Annotated in this window: 21 protein-coding genes and 1 pseudogene; 6 read left to right on the top strand and 16 right to left on the bottom strand. The window is 62.9% G+C overall.

Annotated features, from left to right (window positions below):
• Positions 1–2: 2 nt before the first annotated feature.
• The 6 genes from rnd to CGZ66_RS17415 all read right to left on the bottom strand — a co-directional run bounded on the left by rnd (position 3) and on the right by CGZ66_RS17415 (position 7,172).
• Complete coding sequence (gene rnd / locus CGZ66_RS17440; protein ID WP_095085791.1) at positions 3–1,154, bottom strand: ribonuclease D; 1,152 nt, start codon at positions 1,152–1,154, stop codon at positions 3–5.
• Positions 1,155–1,229: 75 nt separating this feature from the next.
• The gene (locus tag CGZ66_RS17435) at positions 1,230–2,474 is read right to left on the bottom strand and encodes an MFS transporter (RefSeq protein WP_095085789.1); all 1,245 of its coding nucleotides are present in this window, start codon (positions 2,472–2,474) and stop codon (positions 1,230–1,232) included.
• A 156-nt stretch (positions 2,475–2,630) separates the two neighbouring features.
• A complete protein-coding gene (locus CGZ66_RS17430; RefSeq protein ID WP_167392170.1) occupies positions 2,631–3,635 on the bottom strand; it encodes a LacI family DNA-binding transcriptional regulator in 1,005 nt (334 codons plus the stop codon).
• A 152-nt stretch (positions 3,636–3,787) separates the two neighbouring features.
• On the bottom strand, positions 3,788–4,801 hold the full coding sequence (locus CGZ66_RS17425; protein WP_095085782.1) for a zinc-dependent alcohol dehydrogenase family protein: 1,014 nt from the start codon (positions 4,799–4,801) through the stop codon (positions 3,788–3,790).
• A 53-nt stretch (positions 4,802–4,854) separates the two neighbouring features.
• The gene (locus CGZ66_RS17420; protein ID WP_095085780.1) at positions 4,855–5,625 is read right to left on the bottom strand and encodes an L-iditol 2-dehydrogenase; all 771 of its coding nucleotides are present in this window, start codon (positions 5,623–5,625) and stop codon (positions 4,855–4,857) included.
• Between the two features lie 227 nt (positions 5,626–5,852).
• Positions 5,853–7,172: an ABC transporter substrate-binding protein gene (locus CGZ66_RS17415; RefSeq protein WP_167392149.1), complete on the bottom strand. Its 1,320-nt coding sequence runs from the start codon at positions 7,170–7,172 to the stop codon at positions 5,853–5,855.
• Positions 7,173–7,482: 310 nt separating this feature from the next.
• Here CGZ66_RS17415 and CGZ66_RS17405 point away from each other — a divergent pair, with 310 nt between their 5' ends.
• The 3 genes from CGZ66_RS17405 (at position 7,483) to aspS (ending at position 11,706) form a co-directional block, all read left to right on the top strand.
• The gene (locus CGZ66_RS17405; protein WP_095085774.1) at positions 7,483–8,469 is read left to right on the top strand and encodes a tagatose kinase; all 987 of its coding nucleotides are present in this window, start codon (positions 7,483–7,485) and stop codon (positions 8,467–8,469) included.
• Entirely contained in the window at positions 8,466–9,749 is a 1,284-nt protein-coding gene (locus CGZ66_RS17400) for a D-tagatose-bisphosphate aldolase, class II, non-catalytic subunit (protein ID WP_425352296.1), read from the top strand. The genes CGZ66_RS17405 and CGZ66_RS17400 overlap by 4 nt, the downstream gene beginning before the upstream one ends.
• Before the next feature lie 166 nt (positions 9,750–9,915).
• A complete protein-coding gene (gene aspS / locus CGZ66_RS17395) occupies positions 9,916–11,706 on the top strand; it encodes an aspartate--tRNA ligase (RefSeq protein WP_167392169.1) in 1,791 nt (596 codons plus the stop codon).
• A 116-nt stretch (positions 11,707–11,822) separates the two neighbouring features.
• Here aspS and CGZ66_RS17390 read toward each other — a convergent pair whose 3' ends face one another.
• Both CGZ66_RS17390 and CGZ66_RS39180 read right to left on the bottom strand, forming a co-directional pair.
• Positions 11,823–13,013 carry a hypothetical protein gene (locus tag CGZ66_RS17390; protein ID WP_095085768.1) on the bottom strand — a complete coding sequence of 397 codons (1,191 nt, stop codon included), beginning with the start codon at positions 13,011–13,013 and terminating at the stop codon, positions 11,823–11,825.
• 27 nt (positions 13,014–13,040) lie between these two features.
• Entirely contained in the window at positions 13,041–13,385 is a 345-nt protein-coding gene (locus CGZ66_RS39180) for a hypothetical protein (RefSeq protein ID WP_143748780.1), read from the bottom strand.
• On the opposite strand from CGZ66_RS39180, the gene parC reads away from it, so the two are divergent.
• Both parC and CGZ66_RS17380 read left to right on the top strand, forming a co-directional pair.
• Positions 13,341–15,593: a DNA topoisomerase IV subunit A gene (parC, locus tag CGZ66_RS17385; protein ID WP_095085765.1), complete on the top strand. Its 2,253-nt coding sequence runs from the start codon at positions 13,341–13,343 to the stop codon at positions 15,591–15,593. The two genes, CGZ66_RS39180 and parC, sit on opposite strands and share 45 nt — an antisense overlap.
• Before the next feature lie 198 nt (positions 15,594–15,791).
• Positions 15,792–17,006, top strand: coding sequence for an AI-2E family transporter (locus CGZ66_RS17380; protein WP_095086655.1), 1,215 nt, complete (start codon positions 15,792–15,794; stop codon positions 17,004–17,006).
• A 163-nt stretch (positions 17,007–17,169) separates the two neighbouring features.
• On the opposite strand, the gene CGZ66_RS17375 is transcribed toward CGZ66_RS17380, so the two are convergent.
• The 3 genes from CGZ66_RS17375 to CGZ66_RS17365 form a co-directional block, all read right to left on the bottom strand.
• Positions 17,170–18,066 carry a DMT family transporter gene (locus tag CGZ66_RS17375; RefSeq protein WP_095085762.1) on the bottom strand — a complete coding sequence of 299 codons (897 nt, stop codon included), beginning with the start codon at positions 18,064–18,066 and terminating at the stop codon, positions 17,170–17,172.
• Between the two features lie 118 nt (positions 18,067–18,184).
• Entirely contained in the window at positions 18,185–18,949 is a 765-nt protein-coding gene (locus tag CGZ66_RS17370; protein WP_095085760.1) for an arginyltransferase, read from the bottom strand.
• A 140-nt stretch (positions 18,950–19,089) separates the two neighbouring features.
• On the bottom strand, positions 19,090–19,560 hold the full coding sequence (locus tag CGZ66_RS17365; RefSeq protein WP_095085757.1) for an RDD family protein: 471 nt from the start codon (positions 19,558–19,560) through the stop codon (positions 19,090–19,092).
• A 211-nt stretch (positions 19,561–19,771) separates the two neighbouring features.
• Here CGZ66_RS17365 and sthA point away from each other — a divergent pair, with 211 nt between their 5' ends.
• A complete protein-coding gene (sthA, locus tag CGZ66_RS17360) occupies positions 19,772–21,160 on the top strand; it encodes a Si-specific NAD(P)(+) transhydrogenase (protein ID WP_095085754.1) in 1,389 nt (462 codons plus the stop codon).
• A 2-nt stretch (positions 21,161–21,162) separates the two neighbouring features.
• Here sthA and CGZ66_RS17355 read toward each other — a convergent pair.
• The 5 genes and pseudogenes from CGZ66_RS17355 to CGZ66_RS17335 all read right to left on the bottom strand — a co-directional run bounded on the left by CGZ66_RS17355 (position 21,163) and on the right by CGZ66_RS17335 (position 26,384).
• A pseudogene (locus CGZ66_RS17355) lies at positions 21,163–22,273 on the bottom strand (type 2 periplasmic-binding domain-containing protein).
• Positions 22,273–22,887, bottom strand: coding sequence for a 5-bromo-4-chloroindolyl phosphate hydrolysis family protein (locus tag CGZ66_RS17350; RefSeq protein ID WP_095085751.1), 615 nt, complete (start codon positions 22,885–22,887; stop codon positions 22,273–22,275). The pseudogene CGZ66_RS17355 and the gene CGZ66_RS17350 overlap by 1 nt, the downstream one beginning before the upstream one ends.
• A 14-nt stretch (positions 22,888–22,901) precedes the next feature.
• Complete coding sequence (locus CGZ66_RS17345) at positions 22,902–24,473, bottom strand: VWA domain-containing protein (protein ID WP_095085748.1); 1,572 nt, start codon at positions 24,471–24,473, stop codon at positions 22,902–22,904.
• Positions 24,474–24,484: 11 nt separating this feature from the next.
• Positions 24,485–25,564, bottom strand: coding sequence for a toxic anion resistance protein (locus CGZ66_RS17340; protein WP_095085744.1), 1,080 nt, complete (start codon positions 25,562–25,564; stop codon positions 24,485–24,487).
• A gap of 163 nt (positions 25,565–25,727) precedes the next feature.
• Positions 25,728–26,384: an alpha/beta hydrolase gene (locus CGZ66_RS17335; protein WP_095085741.1), complete on the bottom strand. Its 657-nt coding sequence runs from the start codon at positions 26,382–26,384 to the stop codon at positions 25,728–25,730.
• Between the last annotated feature and the right edge of the window lie 121 nt (positions 26,385–26,505).

Here is a 26,505-nt window from a genome sequence, read left to right as displayed (position 1 = left end):
GCCTAGAGGTCGAAAACCGCGATCTTGCGCTTGTCGAACTTGAAGCCAATCTCGCCGCGCACCAGCTTCAGCGCGGCCTCGCCGAACACCGCGCGCCGCCAGCCTTGCAGGGCTGGCACGTCGGCCTCCTCGCCCTCGGCCGCGATGCGGTCGATGTCATCGCTGGAGGCCAGCACTTTCGAGGCGACGCCTTCCTTTTCGGCGACGATCCTGAGCAGCACTTTCAACAGTTCCGACGCCGCGCTCGAGCCTTCGGGCGGCTGGAAGTTCTTCGGCAGCTTCGGCATCTGCTCCTTGGGCAAGGCAAGCGCGGCGTTGACAGCGCCAAGCAGGGCCGTCGCCGTCGACGAGCGCTCCCAGCCTTTCGGCGTCGTGCGCAGCTTGCCAAGGGCCGCCGCGTCGCGCGGTGCCTGCTGCGCGACCTCGTAGATCGCGTCGTCCTTGAGCACGCGGCCGCGCGGTACGTCGCGTTCCCGCGCCTCGCGTTCGCGCCATGCGGCCACGGCCTGCACGATCGCCAGTTCCTGCGGTTTGCGCAGCCGCATCTTCAGCCGCTTCCAGGCGTCCTCGGGATGCGGATCGTAGGTCTCGCGAGAGGTGAGGACATCCATCTCCTCGTTCAGCCAGTGAGCCCGGTTTTCCCGCACCAACTCGGCGCTGAGGTGCTGGTAGACCTCGATCAAATGGGTGACGTCGGCCAGCGCATAGTCGAGCTGCTTGTCGGAAAGCGGCCGGTGGCGCCAGTCGGTGAAGCGCGATGACTTGTCGAGCCGCGCGCCGGTGATCCGCTGCACGAGCTGATCGTAGGAAACGCTGTCGCCGAAGCCGCAGACCATCGCCGCCACTTGCGTGTCGAACACCGGATGCGGAACGAGATCGCCGAGATGGACGATGATTTCGATATCCTGCCTTGCGGCGTGGAAGACTTTGACCACCGCCTCGTTGGCCATCAGCTTGAAGAATGGCGCCAGGTTGATGTCGGGCGACAGCGGATCGATCAGCGCCGTCACGCCGGGTGCGGCCATCTGGATCAGGCACAGGATCGGCCAAAAGGTCGTTTCTCGAATGAATTCGGTATCGACGGTGACGAAATCCGACTTTTCGAAAGCGGCGAGAACGGTCTCGAGTTCTTTCTGGGTGGTGATGACGTGCATCAAATCGCTTTTGACAGGAGTAAGGTCTTCCTAGATTTCAGCCGGAAGCGCTTTCGTCAAGCTGTGGCGCCATCGTCATGGGGTTCCCGGCCCATCGGAATCGCCGTTTCTTCTGGCCAGCCGCGCGAAAATCGTCGATGTGCGCAACAGCGCGGTGAACCGGCTGCGCTTGCCCGCCGGCACGCCGGAGCGAGCCTGCATCCGGTAGAGGATGACGGCGATGAAGATCGCATAGACGACGGCGCTGAACACGAACAGCGCGCTCGGACCGAAATACTGCATCGCCGTCGAGGCGGCGAACGGCCCGCCAATGGCACCAAAGGAATAGAATAACATCAAAGCCGCGTTGATCAGCACGAACTCGCCGGTGTCGGCGCGGTCGTTGGAATGCGCCGCCGACAGCGAATAGAGCGGCATGGCGAAACAGCCGAAGATGAAGATGATGACGAAGTTGAGCAGCGGATTGCTGCCGGCGATGAACACCAGCGCCAGTGCTGAAAGCATCGCGCAGCAGGTGGTCATCAACAGCACCCGGCGCCGGTCCCAGCGATCGGAGAGGTAGCCGAGCGGATACTGGATGATGGCACCGCCGAAGATGCCGACGCTGACGAAGGTGACGACATCGGCAACCGACATGCCGATCTGCTCGGCATAGACCGGCGACAATGTGCGGAAGGCGCTGTTGGTGACACCGACGGCCATGCAGCCGAAGCAGCCCAGCGGCGAAATCCGCCAGACGCGCGCCAGGTCGAGCTTGACCTCCTCGGGCGGCGTCGGGTTGGAGCGGTCGCCCAGCGAGACCGGCACCAGCGAGAGCGTGATCATGATCGACATGATGGCAAAAATGGTGAAGCCGCCGGCACCGAAGATCGGGATGAGGAACTGGGCGCCGGTCACCGAACCGGTGTCGACCATCCTGTAGATCGCCAGCACGCGCGCGCGGTCGCGGTTGCTGACGCCGGAATTCAGCCAGCTTTCGACGATGGTGAACAGTCCAGCAAAGCAGAAGCCGCCGGCAAAGCGCACCGCACACCACATCACCGGATCGAGAACCAGCACCAGCAACAGGGTGCCGACAGAGGCGATTGCCGCCAGCGCCGAAAATGCCCTGATATGGCCCACCGCCTTCATGATGCGGGTGATGGCCAGGCAGCCGAGCAGGAAGCCGGCGAAGTAGAAGGTACCCATCAGGCCGATGTCGGAGGCGGAAAACCCTTCCTGCGCGCCGCGCAGCGCGATCAGCGTGCTCTGCAGCCCATTGCCGCCAAGCAGGATGCCGGCGGCGAGCAGGAGCGGGATCAGCGGGCGGATGGAGGACATGAAGGAAAACAACCGCTTGTCGTTGATCCTTCTTGAACCATCGCTTCCGCCAACGCCAGCGGCAATTCCAACGGAACTAGACCGCGAGGATAACCACACTGCGAAAGATGGGAGATCGTCGGCTCTTGGTCTGGCGTTCAGCCCGCCTGTGCCGGCTCAAGCCGAGCTTCGCAGCATCAGTTCCGCGTTGAGCAGGATGCGTCCGCCGTCTGGTTTGGCCGAGGATTCATCCAGCCTCTCCAGCAGAAGTTCGATGGCCAGGCGGCCGATCTCGTTGTAGTTCTGGGCAACAGTCGTGATCGGTGGGCAGGCGTAGCGCGACAGGGGATGGTCATCGTGTCCCGCGACCCGCATGTCGCAGTCGGCCCCATGGCCCACCTTCAGGCCCAGCTGATACGCGGCCGCGATCACGCCGAAGGCAACACGGTCGTTGGCGCAAAGCACGGTCCTGGTCGGAAAACCTTGCCCCTTCAGGATACGAAGCGCTTCATCAAAGCCGAATTTCTCGAAATCCCATGACCGCGCGTCGACGACGGGCACGATTTCAGGCGTCATCTTGAACTGCTGCATGGCCTCGACATAGGCGTCCTGTCTGGCCGAGGCGTTGTTGTTGACCAGCGGCATAGCGAAATAACAAGGCGGCTCGCCTGACCTGCAGAGATAATCGACGATGAGCCTGAAGCTCTGCCTGTTGTCGGTGCCGACGAACGACGAGGTCTCGTCGAGCGGCGAGTCGACATAGATCAGCGGGATGCTCGATCCGAGTTCGGCCAGGATCCGGTGATGGGACTGCACGCCGAGCGGCGCTATGATGGCGCCGGCAATGTTCATCGATTTGAACGTCTGGATCGCCTGGTCTTCCATTTCGGCGCGTCCGTCGGAAGACAGCACAAACGCGAGGAAACCGGCTTCGTTGGCGATCGTTTCGATACGGCGCGTCAGCGCCATGTAGAACGGATCAGTCGAATTCGGAATGATGACGCCGAGAATGTTGCTGCGGCGGCGATTGAGATTGACGGCGAACATGCTCGGCCGAAAGCCGGACTTCCTTTGCGCGGCCTCGATCACGTTTCGAGTGTTTTTCCGTACCGAGCTGGGGTCGTTGAAATATTTGGAAACCGTCGTCCGGGACAAGCCGACGAAGGCCGAGAAGTCCTCCATCGTCCTGATTGTCTTTGCCATTCACGGGCTCCCTGCTCGAACTGCCGTCGCCACTGTCTACTTGAGTCACCTTTTCGCGGAAAGGAGGTGGATATTCTTTCCGGGCGCAGGAGACCGCGCGTGGTCCATGGGCGCGGCTGAACTTTTGGAAATCACGGATCCGAGGAAAACTGTACTTTCATCGTCGTTGGGTCGCCGCCGGCTTTGGCGAAGAACGGCAGCAGTTCGGAAAGCGGCAGCCGATGGCTGACAAGCCGCGCCATCGTGCCGTCGTCCTGGCTGAGAATGTCGAGCGCCTGCGGGATGTTGCGGTTTAATGAGTGCGACCCCGCCAATCTGATCTGCCGGCGGAAAATCTCGAACGGCGCGACCGAGATCCTGGCATCGGGTGCGCAGACACCGAAAATGAGCGCCGTGCCACCATCGGCGGTGAAACCGATCATGCCTTCAACCACCTTGGCGACGCCGGTGGCGTCGGCAACGAAATCGAAGCCCCGCGCCCGCGCCGACAGCGCCTGCGATCCGGACACCAGCGGCTCCAGACCGAGCGCCTCGGCGAAGGCGAGGCGCTGTTCGCTGATATCGGCGACCGCCACGCTGCTGACACCCTTGGCCCGGAGCGAGAGGGCAAGCAGAAGGCCGATCGGCCCGGCGCCGAAGACCAGCGCGGTGCCGGGCGTGCTGGTGCCGGTTCCGAGCCCGGCGGCACCGAGACCATTGAGGACACAGGCGAGCGGCTCGGCGAGCGCTGCCGTGGCGAAACCGAGATCGCCGATCCCATGCAGATGGTCGATGGCAACCATGCTGAACTCGGCGAAGCCGCCGTTCTCGGTCACGCCATAGGCCTTCAGACTGGCGCACAGATTCGTCAGCCCCTTCCTGCAGGCCGGGCAATGCCCGCACGGGATGTTGGGATCGACAGCGACCCGGTCGCCCGGCTTGACGGTGGTGACATCGCTGGCGACCGCCTCGACGGTGCCCGCATATTCGTGGCCGGGGACCAGCGGAAACGCGCCTTCGCCGTAGCGGCCATGCAGCACCTCGATATCGGTATGGCAAAGGCCGGCCGCGCGGACCCGTACCAGGGCATGCCCCGGTTTGATCGCGGGCATCTCCAGCTCCGCCATGCCGGCAACGCCTGCGGCGGTAAATCGGATGGCCTTCATTTCAGTCTCCCCTGCTTGGACGACTTTGTCCCGGATGGCGCGGCTCGGGCGCGTCAGCTCATCCAGTTGCCGCCGTCGACATTGTACGTCTGCGCAAGGATGTAGTCGCTGTCGGGCGATGCCAGGAACACGGCGAGCCCGGCAATATCCTCGGGCTGCGCGAAGCGGCCGATCGGGACCGATCTGGCCACTGCCGCCTTCTTCTCGCCCGGCTTCAGGCCTTCCCAGCGGGCGAAGTGCGCATCGACGACATCCCAATGCTCGCCGTCGACGACACCGGGCGCGATCGCGTTGACATTGATGCCGTGTTTGACCAGCGCCAGCGCCGCCGACTGCGTGGCCGAAATGATGGCTGCCTTGGAGGCGCAGTAAAGCGTCACCAGCGCCTCGCCGCGCCGACCGGCCTGGCTCGCCATGTTGATGATCTTGCCGCCGCGACCGCGCGCGATCATCACATTGGCCACCGCCTTCATCATGAACAGCGGCGCCTTGAGATTGATGGCGAACACCCTGTCATAGCTCGCTTCGGTGATGTCGGTTATCGGCGCCATGTCGAAGATGGCTGCATTGTTGACGAGGATATCGATGCCGCCGAAATCGCGGTCGACCGCCGCCACGACCCTGTCGATCGCACCGAGGTCGGTGACGTCAAGCTGGATGGCTCTGGCCGCCGCACCGATCGCGGCGGCGGCCCGCGTGGCCCGCTCGATGTCGATATCGGCAATCACCACCTCGGCGCCTTCGCGCACATAGGCTTGCGCGAAACCCAGGCCAATGCCGCGCGCACCGCCTGTTATGAGGGCAATCTTGTTGTTCAGTTTCATGTCCGAATCCAATTCCGTGAGTTTTTTGAAACGGCATCAGAGCGGCCAGATGGCGACCGGCGCGACGTCATGGAGAGACGTGGCCCATCGGAGCCCAGACGCCGCCTGAGAAACGCACGGACCCGCTGTGACGGATCCGTGCATCCTCCAGGCCTGCTGCAACGGGAGGTCTTTTCAGGCCCGGATTGCCTGGGACGGCACACGCACCATCCCTGGCTTGAACGCAGCTATTTGATGTAGCCTGCCTCCGTCATCGTCTTCTCCACGGCGGTCTGGGCGCCATTGAGCACATCGTCGACCGATTGCTGACCGGTGACCGCGGCGGCGATCGCCTGACCTACTTCGGTGCCGATGCCCTGGAATTCGGGGATGGCGACGAACTGGATGCCGGTATACGGAACCGGATCCTTGGTCTGCTTGGTCGGATCGGCGGATTCGATCGCCGAAAGCACCGTCGCGGCAAAAGGCGCCGCCTTCTGGTAGTCGGGGCTGGCATAGGTGGATTTGCGCGTTCCCGGAGGCGCCGCAACCCAACCTTCGGTCTCGCCGACGCGCTGGACGTAGGCTTTCGAGGTCGCCCATTTTACGAACGACTTCGCAGCATCCGCCTTGGTGGAACTCGCCGGGATGGCGAGACTCCATGCCCAGCCCCAGGCCGAACCGTTGGGCGTGACCGCCACCGGTGCCTTGGCGAAGGCGACCTTGTCGGCAACCTTGCTCTGCTTCGGATCATAGACACGACCCGCCGCCGACGTGGCGTCGATCCACATCGCGCAATGGCCGGAGGCGAACAAGGTCTGGTTCTCGTTGAAGCCGTTGGAGCTTATTCCGGGAGGTCCATCCTTCTTCATCGTGTCGACATACCAGCCGATCGCCTTCTTCCATGCATCCGAATTGATCTGCGGCTTCCAGTCCATGTCGAACCAGCGGCCGCCGAACGTGTTCACCAGCGTGCCGACAAAGGCCATGTTCTCGCCCCAGCCCGGCTTGCCGCGCAGGCACAGGCCGTATTGCTCTTTCGACTTGTCGGTGAGTTTGTCGGCGAATTCGGTGATCTGGTCATAGGTGGGCTGCTCCGGCATCTTCAGCCCGGCGGCGTCGAACAGGTCCTTGCGGTAGAGCGTGAACGAGCTTTCGGCGTAGAAGGGCACGGCATAGAGCTTGCCGTCGACCGTCAGGCCGCTGCGCACCGGCGCGATCAGATCGTCATAGTCATAATCGTCGCCAAGATCGTTGAGCGATGTCAGCCAGCCGCTCTTGCCCCAGATCGGCGTTTCATAGCCGCCGATGGTCAGCACGTCGAACTGGCCGCCCTTGGTGGCGATGTCGGTAGTGACTCGCTCGCGCAGCACGTTTTCCTCGAGCACCACCCAGTTGACCTTGTTTCCCGTCGCCTTCTCCCATTCGGGCGACAGCTTCTGCATGATGATCATGTCGCCATTGTTGACCGTCGCAACCGTGATCTCCGCGGCCAGGGCGGCAGTCGCCATCAGTGCGGAAGCGGCGACCGACGCGGCGAGAATTCCAATACGCTTACCAATTGGCATTTCGTCTCCTCCTTTACGAATGCGCATGTGTAAGTGAACATGCGTATATATTTTATTGCGCTTGAAAACACCCAAGTCAAGCTGCATAGGAGTTGATATTTGGCGGCCAGACCCAGCGCGGCGCACAGCTTCTTGCCATTTGGCACATCGGGAAAGGCGCGTGCGTAGCAAATAAAGTGAACGTACGTGCAGTTTGTGTTGACTTCGCTCGCGATGCGAATTACCTCGGCTACAGTCAGGAGCGATCGTACAACCCGAACGCCGACACGATCCGCGTCCGCTCCGGCTGGGGAGAGAAGGAATTACAGGAATGAGCTTTTCCCGCCGAAGGGAGATCGCGTCCGAATCCGTGGGTCCGACGATTGCCGCCGGCGAAATCCTGGTCGAGATCATGGCGACGGAGCGGGGTCTGGGTTTCCTCGAACCGATGACGCTGGTCGGCCCTTACCCGAGCGGTGCTCCTGCCATCTTCATCGATCAGGTCGCAAGGCTGGGCGCCGCCGCCGGGCTCGTCGCCTGCGTCGGCCGCGACGATTTTGGCACGATCAATCTGGAAAGGCTCAGGCGCGACGGCGTCGACGTGTCCGCCGTGGCCGTCAGCGATCGCTACCCGACCGGAAGCGCTTTCGTTCGCTACAGGCTCGATGGTGGCCGCGACTTCGTCTACAACATCGCCGAATCCGCCGCCGGGCAAATCCGCCTCACCAGCGAGGCGCGCCAACTGGCGGACAGGGCCGGTCACCTGCATGTCATGGGATCCACTCTGTCCGTAGCCGGGCTGAGGGACATCGTTGCCTATGCCACGAAGGCAGTGCGCGCCCGCGGCGGCTCGACCTCCTTCGATCCGAATGTGCGCAAGGAACTGATCGACGGCGCCGACGGCGCGCAATTTTCGGCCCTGGTCGACGATGCCGATCTGCTGCTTCCTTCCGGCGAAGAGTTGCTTACCGCGGCGGGGGTCGACGATGAATGCCAGGCGGTGAAGGCGTTGATCGCCAGGGGCGTCGGCGAGATCGTGCTGAAGCGCGGGGCTGCCGGCTCGTCCCGGTTCGCTGCCGATGGCAGCAGGATCGACTGCGCCGGCTTCCGGGTGGAGGAAGTGGACCCGACCGGAGCCGGCGACTGTTTCGGCGCGACCTACCTGACCTGCCGGCGCATCGGGATGGAGCCTGACAAGGCGCTGTTCTATGCCAATGCCGCCGGCGCCCGCAACGTCACGCGGCGCGGACCCATGGAAGGCATCGCCGGCTTCGATGTGCTTGACCGCTTCATCGCCGGGACACAGAGGGCGACATGATGGCCAACCCGCTTGCAGGCCTCGCCACCGCCCGCCGAAACGGATCGCCTTATGGCATGACGTCGATCTGCTCGGCCCATCCGCTGGTCATCCAGACCGCCATCAGGCGCGCCGTCCGGGACAAGGAAACCACGCTGCTGATCGAGGCAACCTGCAACCAGGTCAATCAGTTCGGCGGCTACACCGGGATGACCCCGGACCTGTTCATCGCCTTCGTGCAGGAGATCGCCAGCAGGGAAGGCCTGGAGGCCTCACGCATCATCTTCGGTGGCGACCACCTTGGACCGAACCCGTGGCGCGCGGAGCCGGCCGCACAGGCGATGAGCAAGGCCGAAGCCATGGTCACCGCCTATGTCTGGGCCGGCTTCAGCAAGATCCATCTTGACGCGTCGATGGGATGCGCCGGCGAGCCGGCGGCCCTGGACGACGAGACGATAGCCATGCGGGCGGTGCGGCTGGCCAGGGCGGCTGAAAAGGCGGCCCACGCCAGTGGCGGTGCATTGCCGGTCTACATCATAGGCACCGAGGTTCCCGCCCCGGGCGGCGTCGATCACACGATCAGCGACCTGAGGCCCACCGAAGCGGCAGCGGCGCGCCGCACGATCGATGTGCATCGCCAGATCTTTGCCCGGGAAGGCCTGGCCGAAGCGTTTGGCCGCGTCATCGCCGTGGTCGTGCAGCCGGGCGTTGAATTCGGCAGCCAAAATGTCGTCGCCTACAGGCCGGAGGCGTCGAAAGCGCTGACCGAACTGCTTGATGAGGAACTGTCGCTCGTCTACGAGGCGCATTCCACCGACTATCAGAGCCGCGCGGCGCTGACGGCACTTGTCAGAAATGGCTTTCCCATCCTCAAGGTCGGCCCGGGCCTGACATTCGCCTTGCGCGAGGCGCTTTACGGGCTTGACCTGATCGCGTCCGAAATGGTCGCGGATTACGGCAATAGATCGCTGGCCCGCACGATGGAGCGCGTGATGCTGGCGTCACCTGGCCATTGGCACAGTCACTATCACGGCAGTGACGCGAGCCTCTATTTGCAGCGGCACTACAGCTACAGCGACCGCATCCGCTATTATTGGAGCAACCCCACTGCCGGCGTTGCCGTCGGCCGCTTGCGCGAGGTGCTCAACGGCGTCGCTATGCCCGAAACGCTGATGCGGCAATTCCTGCCGATGGTGCCGGCCGAACTCGGGCCTGCAGGGAATCCCGAGGCTATTCTTCATGCCGCGATCGGCCAGGTGCTGGCCGATTACGACGCGGCTTGCCGTGGGGACGCCGCCTGAATCCGTTGCGCTGTCGCTAGCCATGGGGCTTGCTGCGCCTGTCGGGCGGCGCCCGGCGCCGCTTGCCTTGACAAATCCGGCCTCCCATGCGCTTTTCGCGCAAATTTTGAGGCCGGGCTGTGATGCTTCGGCCGGCAACGCAGCACCCCGGACCCTACCAATGACAATGCACCGTTACCGCAGCCATACCTGTGCCCAGTTGAGGAAGAGCGACGTCGGCTCGACCGTTCGCCTGTCTGGCTGGGTGCATCGCGTGCGCGATCATGGCGGCCTGCTGTTCATCGACCTGCGCGACAATTATGGCCTGACCCAGATCGTCGCCGATCCGGATTCGCCGGCCTTCAAGGTTGCCGAGACCGTGCGTGGCGAGTGGGTCATCCGCGTCGACGGCGAGGTCAAGGCGCGCTTGCCCGAGACCACGAACGCCAACCTGCCCACCGGCGAGACCGAGATTTTCGCACGCGAGATCGAGGTGCTGTCGGCGGCCAAGGAATTGCCGCTGCCGGTGTTCGGCGAGCCTGACTATCCCGAGGATATAAGGCTGAAATACCGCTTCCTCGACCTGCGCCGTGAGACCCTGCACAAGAACATCATCGCCCGGACAAAAATCATCGCCGAAATGCGCAGGCGTATGGGCGAGGTCGGCTTCACCGAATTCTCGACGCCGATCCTGACCGCTTCGTCGCCGGAAGGCGCGCGCGACTTCCTGGTGCCGTCGCGCATCCATCCCGGCACCTTCTACGCACTGCCGCAGGCGCCGCAGCAGTACAAGCAGCTGATCATGGTGTCGGGTTTCGACCGTTACTTCCAGATCGCGCCATGTTTCCGCGACGAGGACCCGCGCGCCGACCGTCTGCCGGGCGAATTCTACCAGCTCGACCTCGAAATGAGCTTCGTCGAGCAGGACGACGTTCTGTCGACCATGGAACCGGTGTTGCGCGGGGTCTTCGAGACCTTCGCCAATGGCAAGCCCGTGACGCAGAAATTCCAGCGCATCCCCTATGACGTCGCCATGCGCAAATACGGTTCCGACAAGCCGGACCTTCGCAACCCGATCGAGATGCAGGCCGTCTCCGATCACTTCCGCGATTCCGGCTTCAAGGTGTTCGCCAACATCCTGGCCAACGACCCCAAGGCCGAGGTGTGGGGCATACCGGCCAAGACCGGCGGCAGCCGTGCCTTCTGCGACCGCATGAATTCGTGGGCGCAAGGCGAGGGCCAGCCCGGGCTGGGCTACATCTTCTGGCGCAAGGAGGGCGACAAGATCGAAGGCGCCGGTCCGCTCGCCAAGAACATCGGCGAGGAGCGCACCGAAGCGATCCGCCAACAGCTCGGCCTTGCCGACGGCGACGCCGCCTTCTTTGTCGCCGGCGACCCGAAGAAGTTCGTCTCGTTTGCAGGTGCCGCACGCACCCGCGCAGGCGAGGAGCTGAACCTGGTCGACCGCGAGCGCTTCGAACTGTGCTGGATCGTCGACTTCCCGTTCTTCGAATGGAACGAGGAAGAGAAGAAGATCGACTTCGCTCACAACCCCTTCTCAATGCCGCAGGGCGGCATCGATGCGCTGAATGGCGAGGATCTGCTCGGCATCAAGGCGTTCCAGTACGACATGGTCTGCAATGGCTTCGAAATCGCCTCTGGCGGTATCCGCAACCATTTGCCCGAGACCATGGTCAAGGCGTTCGAGACGGTCGGGCTGGATCGCGCCACGGTCGAGGAGCGCTTCGGCGGCCTCTACCGGGCCTTCCAGTACGGCGCGCCACCGCATGGCGGCATGGCCGCCGGCGTCGATCGTGTCGTCATGCTGCTGGTCGGCGCGAAGAACCTGCGTGAGATCACCATGTTCCCGATGAACCAGCAGGCGTACGATTTGTTGATGAACGCGCCTTCGGAAGCAAGCCCGCAGCAGCTTCGCGAACTGGCGCTGCGCGTCGCCGCACCCAAGAAGGACGCCTGATCGCGCTTCGGGTGATGCTTTAAAGAACTGCCTGAACCGATTCTTTCGATTCGCTAATCCGACAAAAAAAGCCCGGCATCGCTGCCGGGCTTTTTCGCGTATCGGGGTCGCTTCGATCAGTCTTCGTTGGCCTTGACGGCGACGCCGAGCGTCTTCGGCAATTCGAGCGGGTTGGACATGGCGCCCGCCATGATCAGCGCGAACGGCACAGATGCCGGCGGTTCGGCCGAGATTTCGAGGCTCTTCGGATCGTCGAGATATTTGCCGACGGCGGCCGTCACCTGCGCCGTCAGTTCCGGATTGTTGAGCTGTGCCATGCCGAACGGCACGATCGCCTTGGCCTGGTTGGCGATGTCCTTGGCCGACATGCCTTGCTGCTTGCCGACATATTCCAGCACCTTGTTGGTCAGCGAATCGTCGTCGAAACGGATCGAGGCGCTGTTGAACGAAAGCTGTTGCAACAGGCCGAGCATGGCCATGCCTTGCGCCGAATTGTCGGCACCTTCGGGCTGTGCCGCCATCTTCTTCTGCATTTCCTGCAGCGACTTGATGAAGTCCATCGTGTAGCCGCCGAGGTCGAAGGTCATGCCGAGCGTGCCGGCGTTCTCGACGGAAATGTCGTATTTCGACAGTTCCATCTTGCCGTCCGTGGGCTGCCAGGTTCCGGCCATCTCGAGATTGCCCGCGATGTTCTGGTAGCCCAGCGCGTTGATGACCTCCTTGGACTTGGGGTCGTCGACCAGCGTCAGGTCGGCATTGAACTTTTCCGTGGTTGCGGTGAATTCCATCGCCTTACCTTCCGCCGGCGGCGTGATCTCGACGGCAAGTCCGTCCATCGAGAAGGCGGTCTTGTCGGCGACCTTGACGGTCATGTTCGAGAGTTCGGCCGACTTGTACATCATCAGCGAGCCCAGCGGACCGGTGGAGCCGTCGGCCGGAACCGTCATGCCGTGGATGACGAAGGGGCTGAGGTTGAGCGTGACGCCGTCCTTTGAGTGTGAGAATGCCGACGTCGACACGGTGGCGATATCATAGCCGCCGTTTGCCTCGGTGACGCCCTCGAGCTTGACGTCGCCGATGGGGAGCGCTTCCTTTTCCGCCGCCGGCTTGATGGCAACGCCCTGCAGCACCATGCTGGTGTTGTCGCCGGTCACGCCGGTCCAGGAGATGTCGACGCCCTGGGCGGAAAGTGCGGCCTTCAGCCGGTCGGCGACCGCTGCGTCCTGGGCGAGGGCCGCGTTCAGCGGCAGCGTGAGCAAAAAGGTCGAAAAGGCGAACTTCTGGAGAGTTGAGCGGTTGATTGTCATCGCAAGGTCCCTGAGAGTGTCCTGAAATTATTTTTCAATTCTTTGCGCCATCACCATTCCGTGACGAACTGGACGGGAAAAAGGCGCGTCCCGGCACAATGGTCGAAAATCGCGGTGAAAGGCAAACTCGATCCCACCGTCTTTGCGCAAACCGGTGAATTTGTAATGAAGAGCCGGTTGCCTGATATCATCACGCTTGGCCATAGAGGCCTGATGTAACAGGCTGATGTTGGTCGACATCCGTTGGCCTGCGGTTTCATGTTGCAGAAGCGCCGGTACATCTGCCGGCCCCTTGCCGCGAATCACCCGCTCGGCTAGGTCCAGCCCATGGGAAAAAGGCTTTTGCCGCCTGAAAATGGCGGTGGCGATCATGTCGAACCGGTCGATCTGAAGAAGGCGCTGGAAGAGCGCTATCTGGCCTATGCGCTGTCGACCATCATGCACCGGGCGCTGCCGGACGTGCGCGACGGACTGAAACCGGTCCATCGCCGCATCATGCACGCCATGCGTCTGCTGCGGCTGAACCCCGACCAGGGCTTTGCCAAATGCGCCCGCATCGTCGGCGAGGTGATGGGCAAGTTCCACCCGCATGGCGACCAGTCGATCTATGACGCGCTGGTGCGGCTGGCGCAGGATTTTTCGATGCGCTACCCCCTGGTCGACGGGCAGGGCAATTTCGGCAACATCGACGGCGATAACGCCGCAGCCATGCGCTACACCGAAGCGCGCATGACCGATGTGGCGACCGAGCTGTTGTCCGGCATCACCGAGGATGCCGTCGACTATCGGCCGACCTACAATGAAGAGGATGAGGAGCCGGTGGTTTTGCCTGGCGCCTTTCCGAACCTGCTCGCCAACGGCTCGTCCGGCATTGCGGTGGGCATGGCGACATCGATCCCGCCCCACAACGCAGCCGAGCTTTGCGATGCGGCCCTGCATCTGATCGAACATCGCGATGCGCCGGTGGCGAAGCTCATGGACTTTGTCCAGGGACCGGATTTCCCGACCGGTGGCATTATCGTCGACAGCCGCGCCGCTATCCTGGAAGCCTATGAAACCGGGCGCGGCGGCTTTCGCGTCCGGTCGAAGTGGATCCAGGAGGACCAGGGCAGGGGCACCTGGAGCATCGTCGTCACCGAAATCCCCTACGGCGTGCAGAAGGCGCGGCTGATCGAGAAGATCGCCGAGCTCTTGATGGCGCGAAAGCTGCCGCTGCTCGAGGATATCCGCGACGAAAGTGCCGAAGACATCCGCGTCGTGCTGGTGCCGAAGAGCCGCTCGGTCGACCCGGGCATCCTGATGGAATCGCTTTTCAAGCTGACCGAGCTCGAAAGCCGCTTCCCGCTCAACATGAACGTCCTGTCGCGCGGCAAGGTGCCCAACGTCCTGTCGCTGAAAGGCGTGCTGCAGGAATGGCTCGAACACCGCCGTGACGTGCTTGTTCGCCGCTCGAAACATCGTCTTGGCGAGATCGAAAGACGGCTGGAGATCCTCGCCGGCTACCTGATCGCCTACCTCAACATCGACGAGGTGATCAGGATCATTCGCGAGGAGGATGAGCCCAAGCAGGTGATGATGGCCCGCTGGTCGCTCACCGACACCCAGGCCGAAGCCATCCTCAACATGCGGCTGCGCGCTCTGCGCAAGCTGGAAGAATTCGAGATCCGCAAGGAATTCGACGGTCTGAGCGCCGAGAAGAAACAGATCGAGGCGTTGCTTGCTTCAAACGAAAAGCAATGGGCGACGATCAAGTGGGAAGTCACCAATATCCGTGACAAGTTCGGCCCGGAGACCGAGCTCGGCAAGCGCCGCACCCAGTTCGCCGATGCGCCCGAGCATGACCTGACCGACATTGCGCACGCCATGATCGAGCGCGAGCCGGTCACCGTGGTCGTCTCGGAAAAGGGTTGGCTGCGGGCGATGAAGGGGCATCTAGCCGATCTCTCGACGCTGACCTTCAAGGAGGGTGACAGCCTCAAGCTCGCCTTCCATGCCCAGACCACCGACAAGGTGCTGGTCTTCACCACCGGCGGCAAGTTCTACACCATCGGCGCCGACCGGCTGCCGGGTGGCCGCGGCCATGGTGAGCCGATCCGCATCATCGTCGACATGGACAATGACCAGGACATCGTCACCGCCTTCGTCCACGATCCGAAGCGCAAGCTTTTGCTGGCTTCGTATGACGCCAATGGCTTCATCGTGCCGGAGGAGGAAGTCGTCGCCAACACCCGCAAGGGCAAGCAGGTGATGAACGTCAAGGCGCCCGACGAGGCCAAGCGCTGCATCCCGCTCACTGGCGACCATCTCGCCATCGTCGGCGAGAATCGCAAGATGCTGGTGTTCGCACTCTCCGACATCCCGGAGATGGGACGCGGCAAGGGCGTTCGCCTGCAGAAATACAAGGACGGCGGCCTTCTCGACCTCAAGCCGTTCACGCTGGAGAGCGGCCTGTCCTGGCAGGATTCGGCCGACCGCACCTTCATCCGGTCGCGTGAGGAACTGGCCGAATGGATCGGCGCCCGTGCCTCTGCCGGCCGCATGGTGCCGAAGGGCTTCCCGAGGACAGGGAAGTTTGGATAGCTGCTAATCTCCCCCTCAAGGGGAGATGTCGCCGGAGGCGACAGGGGGGGTCGGTCGGCGTTTCATGCGCGGCGCCCCACTCTGGCGGCTGCCGGCCATCTCGCCCTCGCAGCTTCACCATCACCATTTGGACTATCGTCACGATTGCTGCACTATACCAGTGCATAAGCAGGAAAGGTGTTCGGGAGAAGCGGGCGTTTGAAGGAAGCAAAAATCCAGAAACCGGAACGGCAGCAGCGCCTGTTCGGCCTGTCGACGCCGCTGCGATCGGCCGTCATTCCGCCGCTGTCGGCGGCGCGCTGGCTGCTGGTGCTGATCGTCGCCGCCGGTGTTTATTTCTTCCATGGCTTCCTGTTTCCGGTGCTGGCGGCGCTGGTCATCGCTTTTGCCAGCTGGCCGCTCTACCGGCGCCTGCTTGTCGCGGTTGGCGGCAACCGCACCATCGCCGCGACCTTTGCCATCCTGTTCATCCTTGCCTTCCTGGTGGTGCCGATCGCGCTTGCCGGCACCTACGCCACCAACGAGGTGCGCGAGTGGGTCGGCTGGGCGATCGAGACCAACCGGCACGGCGCGGTGACGCCGCACTGGATCGCCACCATGCCTGTCGTGGGCGAGTGGCTGAACGAGCAATGGACGACCAATTTTGGCCATCCTGGCGGCATTGGCGAACTGATCCAGTTGGTCAGCGGTGCCAACATCGGCAGCATCTATCGCGGCGTGCTGGCGGCCGGCGGCAGCGCCTTCGGCCTGCTCCTGACGCTGCTGTTCATGATGATCGCGCTGTTCTTCGCCTATCGCGACGGCGAGCACTTTGCCGGCCAGGTCGACCGTCTCGGCGAACGCATCCTGCCGGCGCGATGGGAGCGGATCTCGCGCGTCGTGCCGGCGACGATCTCTTCGACCGTGACCGGCATGACGGTCATCGCCATAGGCGAAGGCCTGGTGCTGGGCATTGCCTACTGGCTGGCCGGCGTGCCATCGCCGGTGACGCTCGGCGCCCTGACCGGCGTCATGGCGCTCATCCCCGGCGGCGCACCGCTGTCCTTCACCCTGGTCTCGATCTACCTCGCCGCCAGCGGGTCGCCGATGGCTGGGCTCGCGCTGTTCCTCTGGGGTGCGGTCGAGCTGTTCATCGTCGACAAGACGCTGCGACCGAAGCTCGTCGGCGGGCCGATAAAGCTGCCCTTCCTGCCGACCTTTTTCGGCCTGATCGGCGGCGTCAAGACCATGGGGTTCCTCGGCCTGTTCATCGGCCCGGTGCTGATGGCCCTATTGGTCGCGATCTGGCGCGAGTGGCTGCGCGAGGTGGAACTGACCGACGAAATCATGCCGGGTTCGCCGGCCGAAATCGAAGCTGGCCCACAGATCGAGGTTCTGCCTGAACCCAGGGTGGTGAAGAAAGCCAGCGCCTGATTCTGCGATCCGGTTCGCGTTAAGGGGTGTTGAGAGTCAGGTTAGGCCGAGCCGAAAACGACGGCTTTCGAGAACCGGAGCGGAGCGTACTTTTCGTACGTGAGCACCGGAAGCGCAGGAAACCGCCGTTTGCAGGCCGGCGTCACCTGAATATCGACATACCTTAGGCCGGGTGATGCACCGCAAGGTCGCCACGGCGCTTGCGTCCGTCGTGCAGTTGCCACAGCGAATGCGCGATCAGCGTGACGATCAGGATCACGCCGCCGATCAGGCTGTTGCGGGTCGGTGTCTCGGCAAAGATCATCCACACCCAGACCGGCGCCAGCACGGTTTCGAGCAGGTAGAACATCGCCACTTCTGGCCCGGAAATGTATTTCGGACCGTTGGCGAGGCAGAAGAACGAGATCGGCATGATCACCGCACCGTTGAAGATGATCCACCATGGCGCGTTGACCTGAAACCCTTCGCCGGTGACCATGAAAGCCGCCAGCGCCAACGGCAGAAGGACGCCGACAAGGGCCGTGAATCCCATATCCTTGCCGCTGGCGTGCGAGATGGTGATGGCGACCGCGATGAAGAAAGCCGAGCACAGCGCCATGAAATCGCCGAACAAGTGCCCGGTGCCGACCGAGCCGCCGACGATGACCAGCACGCCGAGGATCATGACCAGCATCGCCACGATCGTCACCAGCCGTGGCTTCTCCTTCAGGAATATCCAAGACAGCAACGCGGCGAAAACGGGGTTGAAGGCCAGGATGAACACCAGGTCGGCGGTCGAGGTGTGGAAGACGGCGGTGACGAAGGTGATCGAGGTCAGCCCGTAGCAAATCGCCACGACAAGGCCGGACCAGCCGGGGATGAGTTGCGGGGCGTTCCGGCTGAGCGCGCGCCAGATCGACCAGATGATCATGGCCGCGACGAAGGTGGTGCCGGTGCGCAGCAGCAGGATCGTCCATGCGCCGCCGTCGGCGAGCCGGATCAGCGGAATGTCGACGGTCAGCGTCAAGCCGCCGATGGCGGTGATCAGAAGGCCTTTCTGGTGGTCGTTGTGGGAGGACATGCAGCAACTTTCGCGATGAAATGCAGGTGGACCGGCGCAATGGCGCACTCTCCAGCCAAGCGGCTGAAAGACCAGCATCCCCCGCTTTGAAACAGTTATGGGTGGATCGTGGAAAAACTCAGCGTGAAACCGCTTCGTTGGTGTAGCGCTCCCAGCCTTTCGGGCCGAGATGCTCCTGCGGCATGAAGCGCATCTTATAATTCATCTTGCGCGAGCCGTTGACCCAGTAGCCGAGGTAGACATGGGGCAGGCCCATCGCCCTGGCGCGGGCGATGTGATCGAGGATCATGAACGTACCGAGCGAACGCTCCTCGAAATCGGGATTGAAATAGGAATAGACCATCGACAGGCCATCGGCCATCTTGTCGGTGAGCGCCACCGCGATCAGTTCGCCCTGTCCCTTGCCGGTGATGAAGGTGTCGGGCCCGCGCCGCCGGTATTCGATCACCTTGGTGTCGACATGGGTGTCCTCGACCATCATGGCGTAGTCGAGCACCGTCATGTCGGACATGCCGCCACGGCGGTGGCGGGCGTCGAGGTAGCTGCGAAACAGCGAATATTGTTCGGTCGAGGGCTCGGCATTGTGCATGTGGCCGACGAGGTCGGAATTGTGCTGCAGCACCCGCTTCATGTTGCGGCTGGCACTAAATTCCTGGGCGAGGATGCGTACCGAAACGCAGGCGCGGCAGGTCTCGCATGCCGGCCTGTAGGCGATGTTCTGCGAGCGCCGGAAGCCGCCTTGCGTCAACAGGTCGTTCATCTCCGCCGCCTTGTCGCCGACCAGATGCGTGAACACCTTGCGCTCGAACTGGCCGTCGAGATACGGGCACGGCGACGGCGCGGTCAGGAAGAACTGCGGCGACTGGGTCGGATGCTGCGTCATCGAGCCTTGGAAACACTCCTTCGAATCGCTCTACCTTTGGCGCGGATGGCGAAAAATTCAACAGGATTGTGAGGGCGTGGTTGACTAGACGCCTTCACATTTACACTCAATCGGCTGTGACTGCTCTCGAGGGGGCCGTTTCAGCGGTCGGTGCGGCTGACCACGGTGCCGAGCAAAAGGTCGTGCAGCGTGCGCTTGCGATCGGCAAACAAGGTCACCAGAAGGACCAGCGGCGACAAGATGACGTTGCTGGCCCAGAACAGCACCGAATGGACGACGGCGGTCAGACCGTCGATCGGCCTGCCATCGAGCCGGTCGAGCCGGATGCCCATCAGCTTCATGCCCGTGGTGGCCTGGTCAGCACTGCCCAGCGTGTTCCAGATGTAGAGAATGGCGACGGCCGGCACCAGGGCGCCAAACAGCATCCAGCCAAGACCAAGCGTCAGAAGGCCGAGGAAGAACACCAGGATGGCGAACGGAATGGTGAGCAGCGCGACGATGATATAGTCGATCACGAAGGCCAGGATGCGCCGCGTGCGCACGCCGTCATAGGCCCTGACATCGTCGAGCCTGGTCGGGATGATTTCGCCGTCAAGAACGCGCGCGTTCATGTCATTTCCTCGTAACAAGGCCCGACATAGGGTGCGAGCCGCTCGGTAATGAAATGGTGAAGGCCCGCGGCGGAATCAAGATCGAGCTTTTTTGCGGCGCGCGGGGCGCGAGCTGCACGAGACGCAATCCGAATCGGTTGAATTTGCGGCGCGGATGGCATTAGCTTGCTGCGGCGCAACAAAGCGCTCAGGGGCAGAGGGACGGGGCACTATGGACTACGACATGCTGGTCATCGGCAGCGGTCCCTCAGGACGGCGCGCTGCGGTGCAGTCGGCCAAGCTCGGCAAATCGGCGCTGGTGGTCGACCGCGGCCGGCGTCTCGGCGGCGTCTCGGTGCATACCGGCACCATTCCATCGAAAACGCTGCGCGAAACCGTGCTCAACCTCTCGGGTTGGCGCGAGCGCGGCTTCTATGGGCGCGGCTACCGGGTCAAGCAGGATATTTCGGTCGGCGATCTTGTCGAGCGCCTGCACAAGACGCTCGACCACGAGGTCGAGGTGCTGCAGCACCAGTTCATGCGCAACACTGTCAAGAGCGCCCGCGCCGACGTGAAGTTTCTTGGCCCCAACAAGGTCAGCCTGACCACCGACACAGGCGACTACAGCGAGGTTGGTTTTGCCAATGCGCTGATCGCGGTCGGCACAAGGCCGCACAGGCCGCGCGATGTGCCTTTCGACAGGACCCGAATCTTCGACAGCGACGAGATGCTGGAGCTCGACCGTTTGCCGCGTACGCTGACCGTGATCGGCGCCGGCGTCATCGGGGTCGAATATGCGACGATCTTTTCCGCGCTGGACGTGCCGGTGACATTGGTCGAGCCGCGCAACTCTATCCTCGATTTCGTCGACCGCGAGATCGTCGACGATTTCATCCATCAGATGCGTGATCGCGGCATGACGATCCGGCTGGGCAGCGCGGTGAAGGAAATCCGGTCCAAGCAGGACGCCGCCGAGGTCGAACTGGCCGATGGCCGTACCATTCGCTCCGAGGTGGTGCTCTACGCCGCCGGCCGAACCGGCAATGTCGGCAGCCTGGGCTTGGATATCGTCGGCATCGAAGCCGACTCAAGGGGGCGGATCAAGGTCGATCCGCAGACCTTCCAGACCAGCGCGCCCAACATCTACGCCGCCGGCGACGTCATCGGCTTTCCGAGCCTGGCCTCGACCTCGATGGAGCAGGGCAGGGTGGCGGCCTGTCATGCTTTCGGCGTGCCCTTGCCGCCGCCGCCCGAAACCTTTCCCTATGGCATCTATGCGGTGCCGGAAATCTCGACGGTCGGCCAGTCCGAGGAACAGGTGCGTGAAAGTGGGGCCGCCTACGAGGTCGGCGTGGCGCGTTTTCGCGAGACCTCGCGCGGCCACATCATGGGCGTCAATACCGGCTTTCTGAAGCTGTTGTTCTCGATCGAAACGCGCCGCCTGCTCGGTGCGCACATCATCGGCGAGGGCGCCACAGAGCTCATCCACATTGGCCAGGCGGTGATCAATCTCGGCGGCACCGTCGACTTCTTCGTCAACAACACCTTCAACTATCCGACGCTCGCCGAAGCTTACAAGATCGCCGGGCTGGATGCCTGGAACCGGATGGGGCGAGGGTAGGCTTACCCTTCCATCTGGGCGAGCAGCGCAAGCATCACATCGGCTGAAGGCATCGGCAGCACGGCTTCGATTTCGGCTGGCCGCACCCCGGCGATCGCGGCATCGGCGCCGCCGATGACGGTGCCGAGCGGCCCGCGAAAACCGTGCTTCGACCAGGCCAACTCCTGCAGTTTCGGGCTGGTCAGTGCCTCCAGCATCCTGTCGACCGTCGGATCGATGACAATCAACGGATGCGCCGAGTAGACGGTCGGCCTGGGGTAGAGGATCTCCGGCTTGGCGCCCGTGCCGGCCTGTACCCTTTGCCAGCGCGCCGGATCGGCGAGCGCCCATTCGACCAGCTGGTTTTCGTAGCCAATCACCATCGGCTCGGCGCCGAGGCCACCGGCGATGTACTGGTCAAACAGCTTTCCCGACGACGACGACTTCAGCCCCATGCTGCGGAAGATCGCCTTGGCCTCGTCGCCATGTTTGTGCCAGCAGTTCCTGCGTCGCCACGTCGCCGCTCATCAGGCTGAGCACCAGCCCGGCGAACATGAAGCCGGAGTTTGAGCGGTTGGGGTCGGTCGAGACGATGCGCGACCGGCCGTAGAGCTCGTCAATGCCGAGGTCCGACCAGGTCTTGCCGGCCAGTATGGCATCGAGCAATGCCTTGAGGTCGAGCTGGTTGTAGCCGCCCTTGGCGGCGACCGTGACTAGTCCACTCTTCTTCAGCCCCTCGACCACCGGCCCCCAGGTGTAGACGACGATCGGCGAGTTGAGCACCACCTGGTCGTTGCGGATCGCCACGCCGCTTTTGCGCGCCAGGTCGACCATGATCGACGACGACGGCCACAGGAACTGCGGCTTCTGCGACAACAGCGCGGATTCGCGCACCATCTCGACCGAACCCGCGACACGTGCGTCGATCTCCAGCCCTTAGCCACCCAGCGCGTGAACGACATCCGGATCAGCCAGGAACGCCTGTTTCTCGCCGCCGATGAAGCCGAACAGATGTGCCTTGTTGCCCAGATAGCCGCGGAACTCCGGGCGATCCTTGAGCGTCAGGTAGCCGCCGGTGCCGGCGGCGGCGGCACCAAGCAGACCCAATCCGAAAGCGCGGCGGGAAATGGCCATCAGCGACCGATATCCTCTTTCAGCGACTCCTGAATGAGTCGCAGGTCAACGTCGAGCGTGCCGAGTTCACTGTCGGCCAGGCTGTCGGCATAGTGCACGAAGGCGTCCTGAAGCTTGGTGATCACCGCGCCGACATTGGCCAGCCGCGCCTGGCTTGGCGCGCGCCGGTTCGCCAACGCCGCGTAGCCCTCCGAAACTTCAGCAGCCTGCGGCACGTAGTAGGTGAGGAACCGCCGCACGGCGGGCGCGCTTTCAGGCTTGGTTTCGACCCTGGTGATCACATCGGCGGCGATGTCCGACAGGTTCTTCACTTTGGCCGCCATGTCCTTGTCGGAAATGGTGCGGGCGGTTGCGGCAAGCCGGTCAGCTGCCGGCTGGGCCTGCGCCAGCAACTCACGCGCAAAGGCAACCCGGCTGCCACTGAGTGAGCTGAGGTCTAGGCCTTCGAACAGCTGGCGCGGCGCCAGCACGAACACAAGCCCGGCAAAGACCAGCGCGGCGATGACCGCCGACACCAGGAACGGAAAATGCGTCAGAAAACTCAAGCCGACCAGCAGTGCCGCCGAGACCAGGCCCGCCACGATCCAGTTCCAGTCGTTGCCGAAGCCGCGCATCCTAGCCACGCATCTCAGTTGTAGCCGCGGGCGGCACGGAAGGCTCCGGCCAGATCGCCGCTGCCATCGAATACCCGTGCCGAAGTCGCCTTGGCAAGGCTGTCGAGCTGGCTCTTGTCGGCGTCGCCGAAGGTGATGCCGAACACCGGCACGCGCACCGGCGCGCTGCGCCATTGGCTGAGAAACAGGTCGGCGCTGCCGTCGGTAGGGCCATCGGTCATGATGACGATCGCCGGCAGGTATTTCGACAGATCCGCCGTCGCCGTGATCTGCTGCAGCGCTTGCTGGGCACAGGCGTACATGTCGGTGCCGCCGCCGGCATGCTGGTCGGCAACGGCGGCCAGCAGCTGGGCCTGCCCGCCCGCATCGCCGGTCGCTTCGAAATTGGCGCGTACGACACTGTCGAACGGCAGCACGAAGATGTGGTCGGACGGCGTCCATTGCACCAGCACTTCGCTCGCCTTTTCCGGCGTGAACAGGAACTGCGCCGCGGCCTGCAATTGTTTCTCGCCCTGGTCTTCCATCGAGCCGGAGAAGTCGAAGCACAATGCCGTCAGCGACGGCTTGCGCAGGGCTTCCTGATAGAGATCGAGCGCCTTGCGGATCACCGCCGGTTCGGGCATGCGGATCGAGGTCACCAGTTTTCCTGGATCAAAATTCCAGTCGGTTTCGGCTGCGGCCTGGATCGCCGAGCCGCCGAGCGGCAGCCGCCGGCCGGTGTCGGCGATACGCTTGCGCACGGCGTCGGACTGCAGATAGACGAGCAGGTCGGTGAAGAATTTTTCGACCTCCGGGCCGCGTCCGTGGTCGATGAAGCCGAGTGGCGAATCGCCGACCGCGACGCCGTCGGCCGGATAGACGGCGTAGAGCGGCTCTTTGCCCATCTGCTTCAGTTTGTCGTTGGTCTCCTTCAGCGTCGCCTCATAGTTCCACATCGCGTCGTAGACGGTGCCCTTGCCGGCGCTGTCGACATAGAGATCGGCGAGCCAGCCCGACGAGCCGGACGAACGCTCGACCCCCTGCAGCAGCGCGCTCACCGTCTCGCGCACGTTCGGATTGTCGAGATCGCCGGGCTCAATCACCTCCTTGCCGCCGAGTGCGCTGGACAGCATCGCCAGATAGGCGCTGGCGCCCGAATTGGATTGCGTCGCCGAGGTCATCAGGAATTTCAGCTTGCCGTCCTTCACCGCGGCCAGGATGTCCTTCATGAAGACATCCTTGCCGACCCAGCCGAGTTCGGCGGCCTTGGATTTGCGCACCCCCAGAATGACCGGCATCTGCGCGATCGACGTCAAGTTGCGCACCTTGCGGCCGGAATCGAACAGGTCGACCCACACGCTCGAGGCCGGCCAGACCGCGTCCTGGTCGAGCCCGCCAGGCCGCTGCAGGCCAAGGCCGATGTCGAGCGAGCCCTCATAGGCGAAGGTGCATGCGGCGCCCTGTTTGTCGCAGAACTCCTGGACGATCGGCTGCAGCACGGTGTTTTCCGAACCCGACACGATAGAGAATTTGACGTTGCTCGAATTGCAGGCCGCCAGCAGCACCGCCAAGGCCAGCAGCAGAACGGACGTCAGCGTCTTCGGCATGGCGGTTCCGATCAGGCCTGGGTCAGCGCTTTCTTAAGGTCGATTGTCATCTGGTCCATCTGCTTTTCGGCATCGGCCCGCTTCTGGCGGCCCTCCTGCTGGACCTTCAGCACGCCTTGCACGGTGTCGATGAGGTCGCGGTTGGCCTGCGCCAGCGTTTCGACGTCGACGATGCCGCGCTGTGCTTGCTCCTCGATCGAGATCGCTTGGTCCTTCATCATCTTGGAGGTCTGGCGGATCATCTCGTTGGTGGCGTCGGTCACCGTCTTTTGCAGCTCCAGCGCCGATTTCTGGTTGGTCAGCCCAAGCAGGATAACCATTTTCTGCTTCCAGGCCGGCACCGTCAGCGCCGAGGTCGCCTGCAGGTTCTCGATCAGCGTCTCGTCGCCTGACTGGACGATGCGGATCTGCGGCAATTGCTGGATGCCGAGCTGGCGCGCCTGCACCAGATAGAAGACGCGCTTTTCCAGACGATCCAGCGCCTGCACCGCATCCTGGTAGGTCTGCGCCTCCAGTGTGCCGCCGACATCGCCACTGGCCGAATCAGCCGCGGCTTTCAGCTTGGGCAATTCATTCGCGCGGTAGTCCTCGACGAACTTCTTGCCCGCCTGCACATAGGCGTCGAGCTTGAGGATGGAATCCTTTGTCTGCTCGTGGAGGTCGTCGAGCACGGCGATGTCGCGCCGCAGTGTGTCCTTATGGCGGTCGAGTTCGAGGCCGATGCGGTCGATCTGGCCGGCGACGTCCTCATACTTTTCCTTGAAGCGCTCTAGCCGCGCCTTGAACGAGGAGAACAGATTGCCTAGAAATCCTTCGTCCTTCAGCGAAGCCGGATCGAGGTTCTTGGCCTTCATGATGATGTCTGTCAGGAGGTTGCCGGTATCGCCGAGATCGCGATTGCGCAACTGGCCCAGGATCTTGTCGGCATAGTCGCTGACTGCCTGCTGGGCGCGGTCGCCATAGACCGAAATGCCGGCGCGATCCCCGACGTCGATCGTGCTTTCGATCCTGGCGATGTCGGACGGGCTGGCAACGATTGCCGGCAATGTTGATGTGTCGTCGAGCAGAGTGATGCTGTTCTTGTCGGCCATGCAGACCTCCCCTCAGTGAACAGTATCTCCATAGTCTGTATGTGACAGGGATATGTCGGTGTTGTGCATAAAGGAAGAGGTCTGTCAGACTCTGGGCACGAAACCCGCTGGTTTCGGGCTGGAAACCAGCATGATTGGTTGGCAATCGACGCGGTGGACAAGTTTATTCGGTGACGGGCGCGTTCAGCCATTGCCTTACGATTGCCGCGTCGGCGCTGCCGAATTCATGACCCGATGGAACAATCCTCGCGTCAAGGTCGGCGCCATGTCGGCTGAGCAATGTCACCAGAGCCGGCGCGAAAGGCGCATAGGTAAGATCTGCAGCTCCGGCGACGATCAGCACCCGCACGCTTGCCATATCCGTCGCCGGCACGTCATCGAGCACCGGCATCGGCCGCAACAGCGCGGCGCGTTCGACGAGGCCCGGATGCAGCAGCATCAGGCTCGAAACCAGATTGGCGCCGTTCGAATAGCCGAGAAAAATCGTGCGGGAGAGATCGAGATTGTGGCGTGTGGCCACATCCGTGACGAACCCTGCAAAAGCGTTGGTTTCGGTGCGGATGCTGTGCTGTTCGAAGCGCGTCGGCGTGATGCGCGCGAACCAGCGGAAACCATCCTCCTGGACGATGCGGCCGCGCACGGCGACCAGCGTGGCGTGCGGCGCGATCTCTCGTGCCAGCGGCACCAATGTCGTCTCATCGACACCCGACCCATGCAGCAGGAAGAAGCATTGACCAGTTGAATCCGCCGGCCTGTAAAGGCGGTGGCAGAAGGCGAGATCACGCCGTAACGCACCATCTTGTGAGGTCTCTTCGGTCATGGCCTCATCCTTTTGATTTCATGACGGTTCCGGTCAGTTTGCCGGCTTCAAAACGCAATATTTTCAAGCTCCGCGAAAGTTGATTGAACCGGGCGCATTACTGTCGGTTTCTTCGCCGATA

Source organism: Mesorhizobium sophorae, from assembly GCF_002270415.1.
Taxonomy (GTDB): domain Bacteria; phylum Pseudomonadota; class Alphaproteobacteria; order Rhizobiales; family Rhizobiaceae; genus Mesorhizobium; species Mesorhizobium sophorae.
The sequence above is the reverse complement of the archived record's forward strand: the minus strand, read 5'-3'. Positions and strand labels throughout refer to the sequence as shown.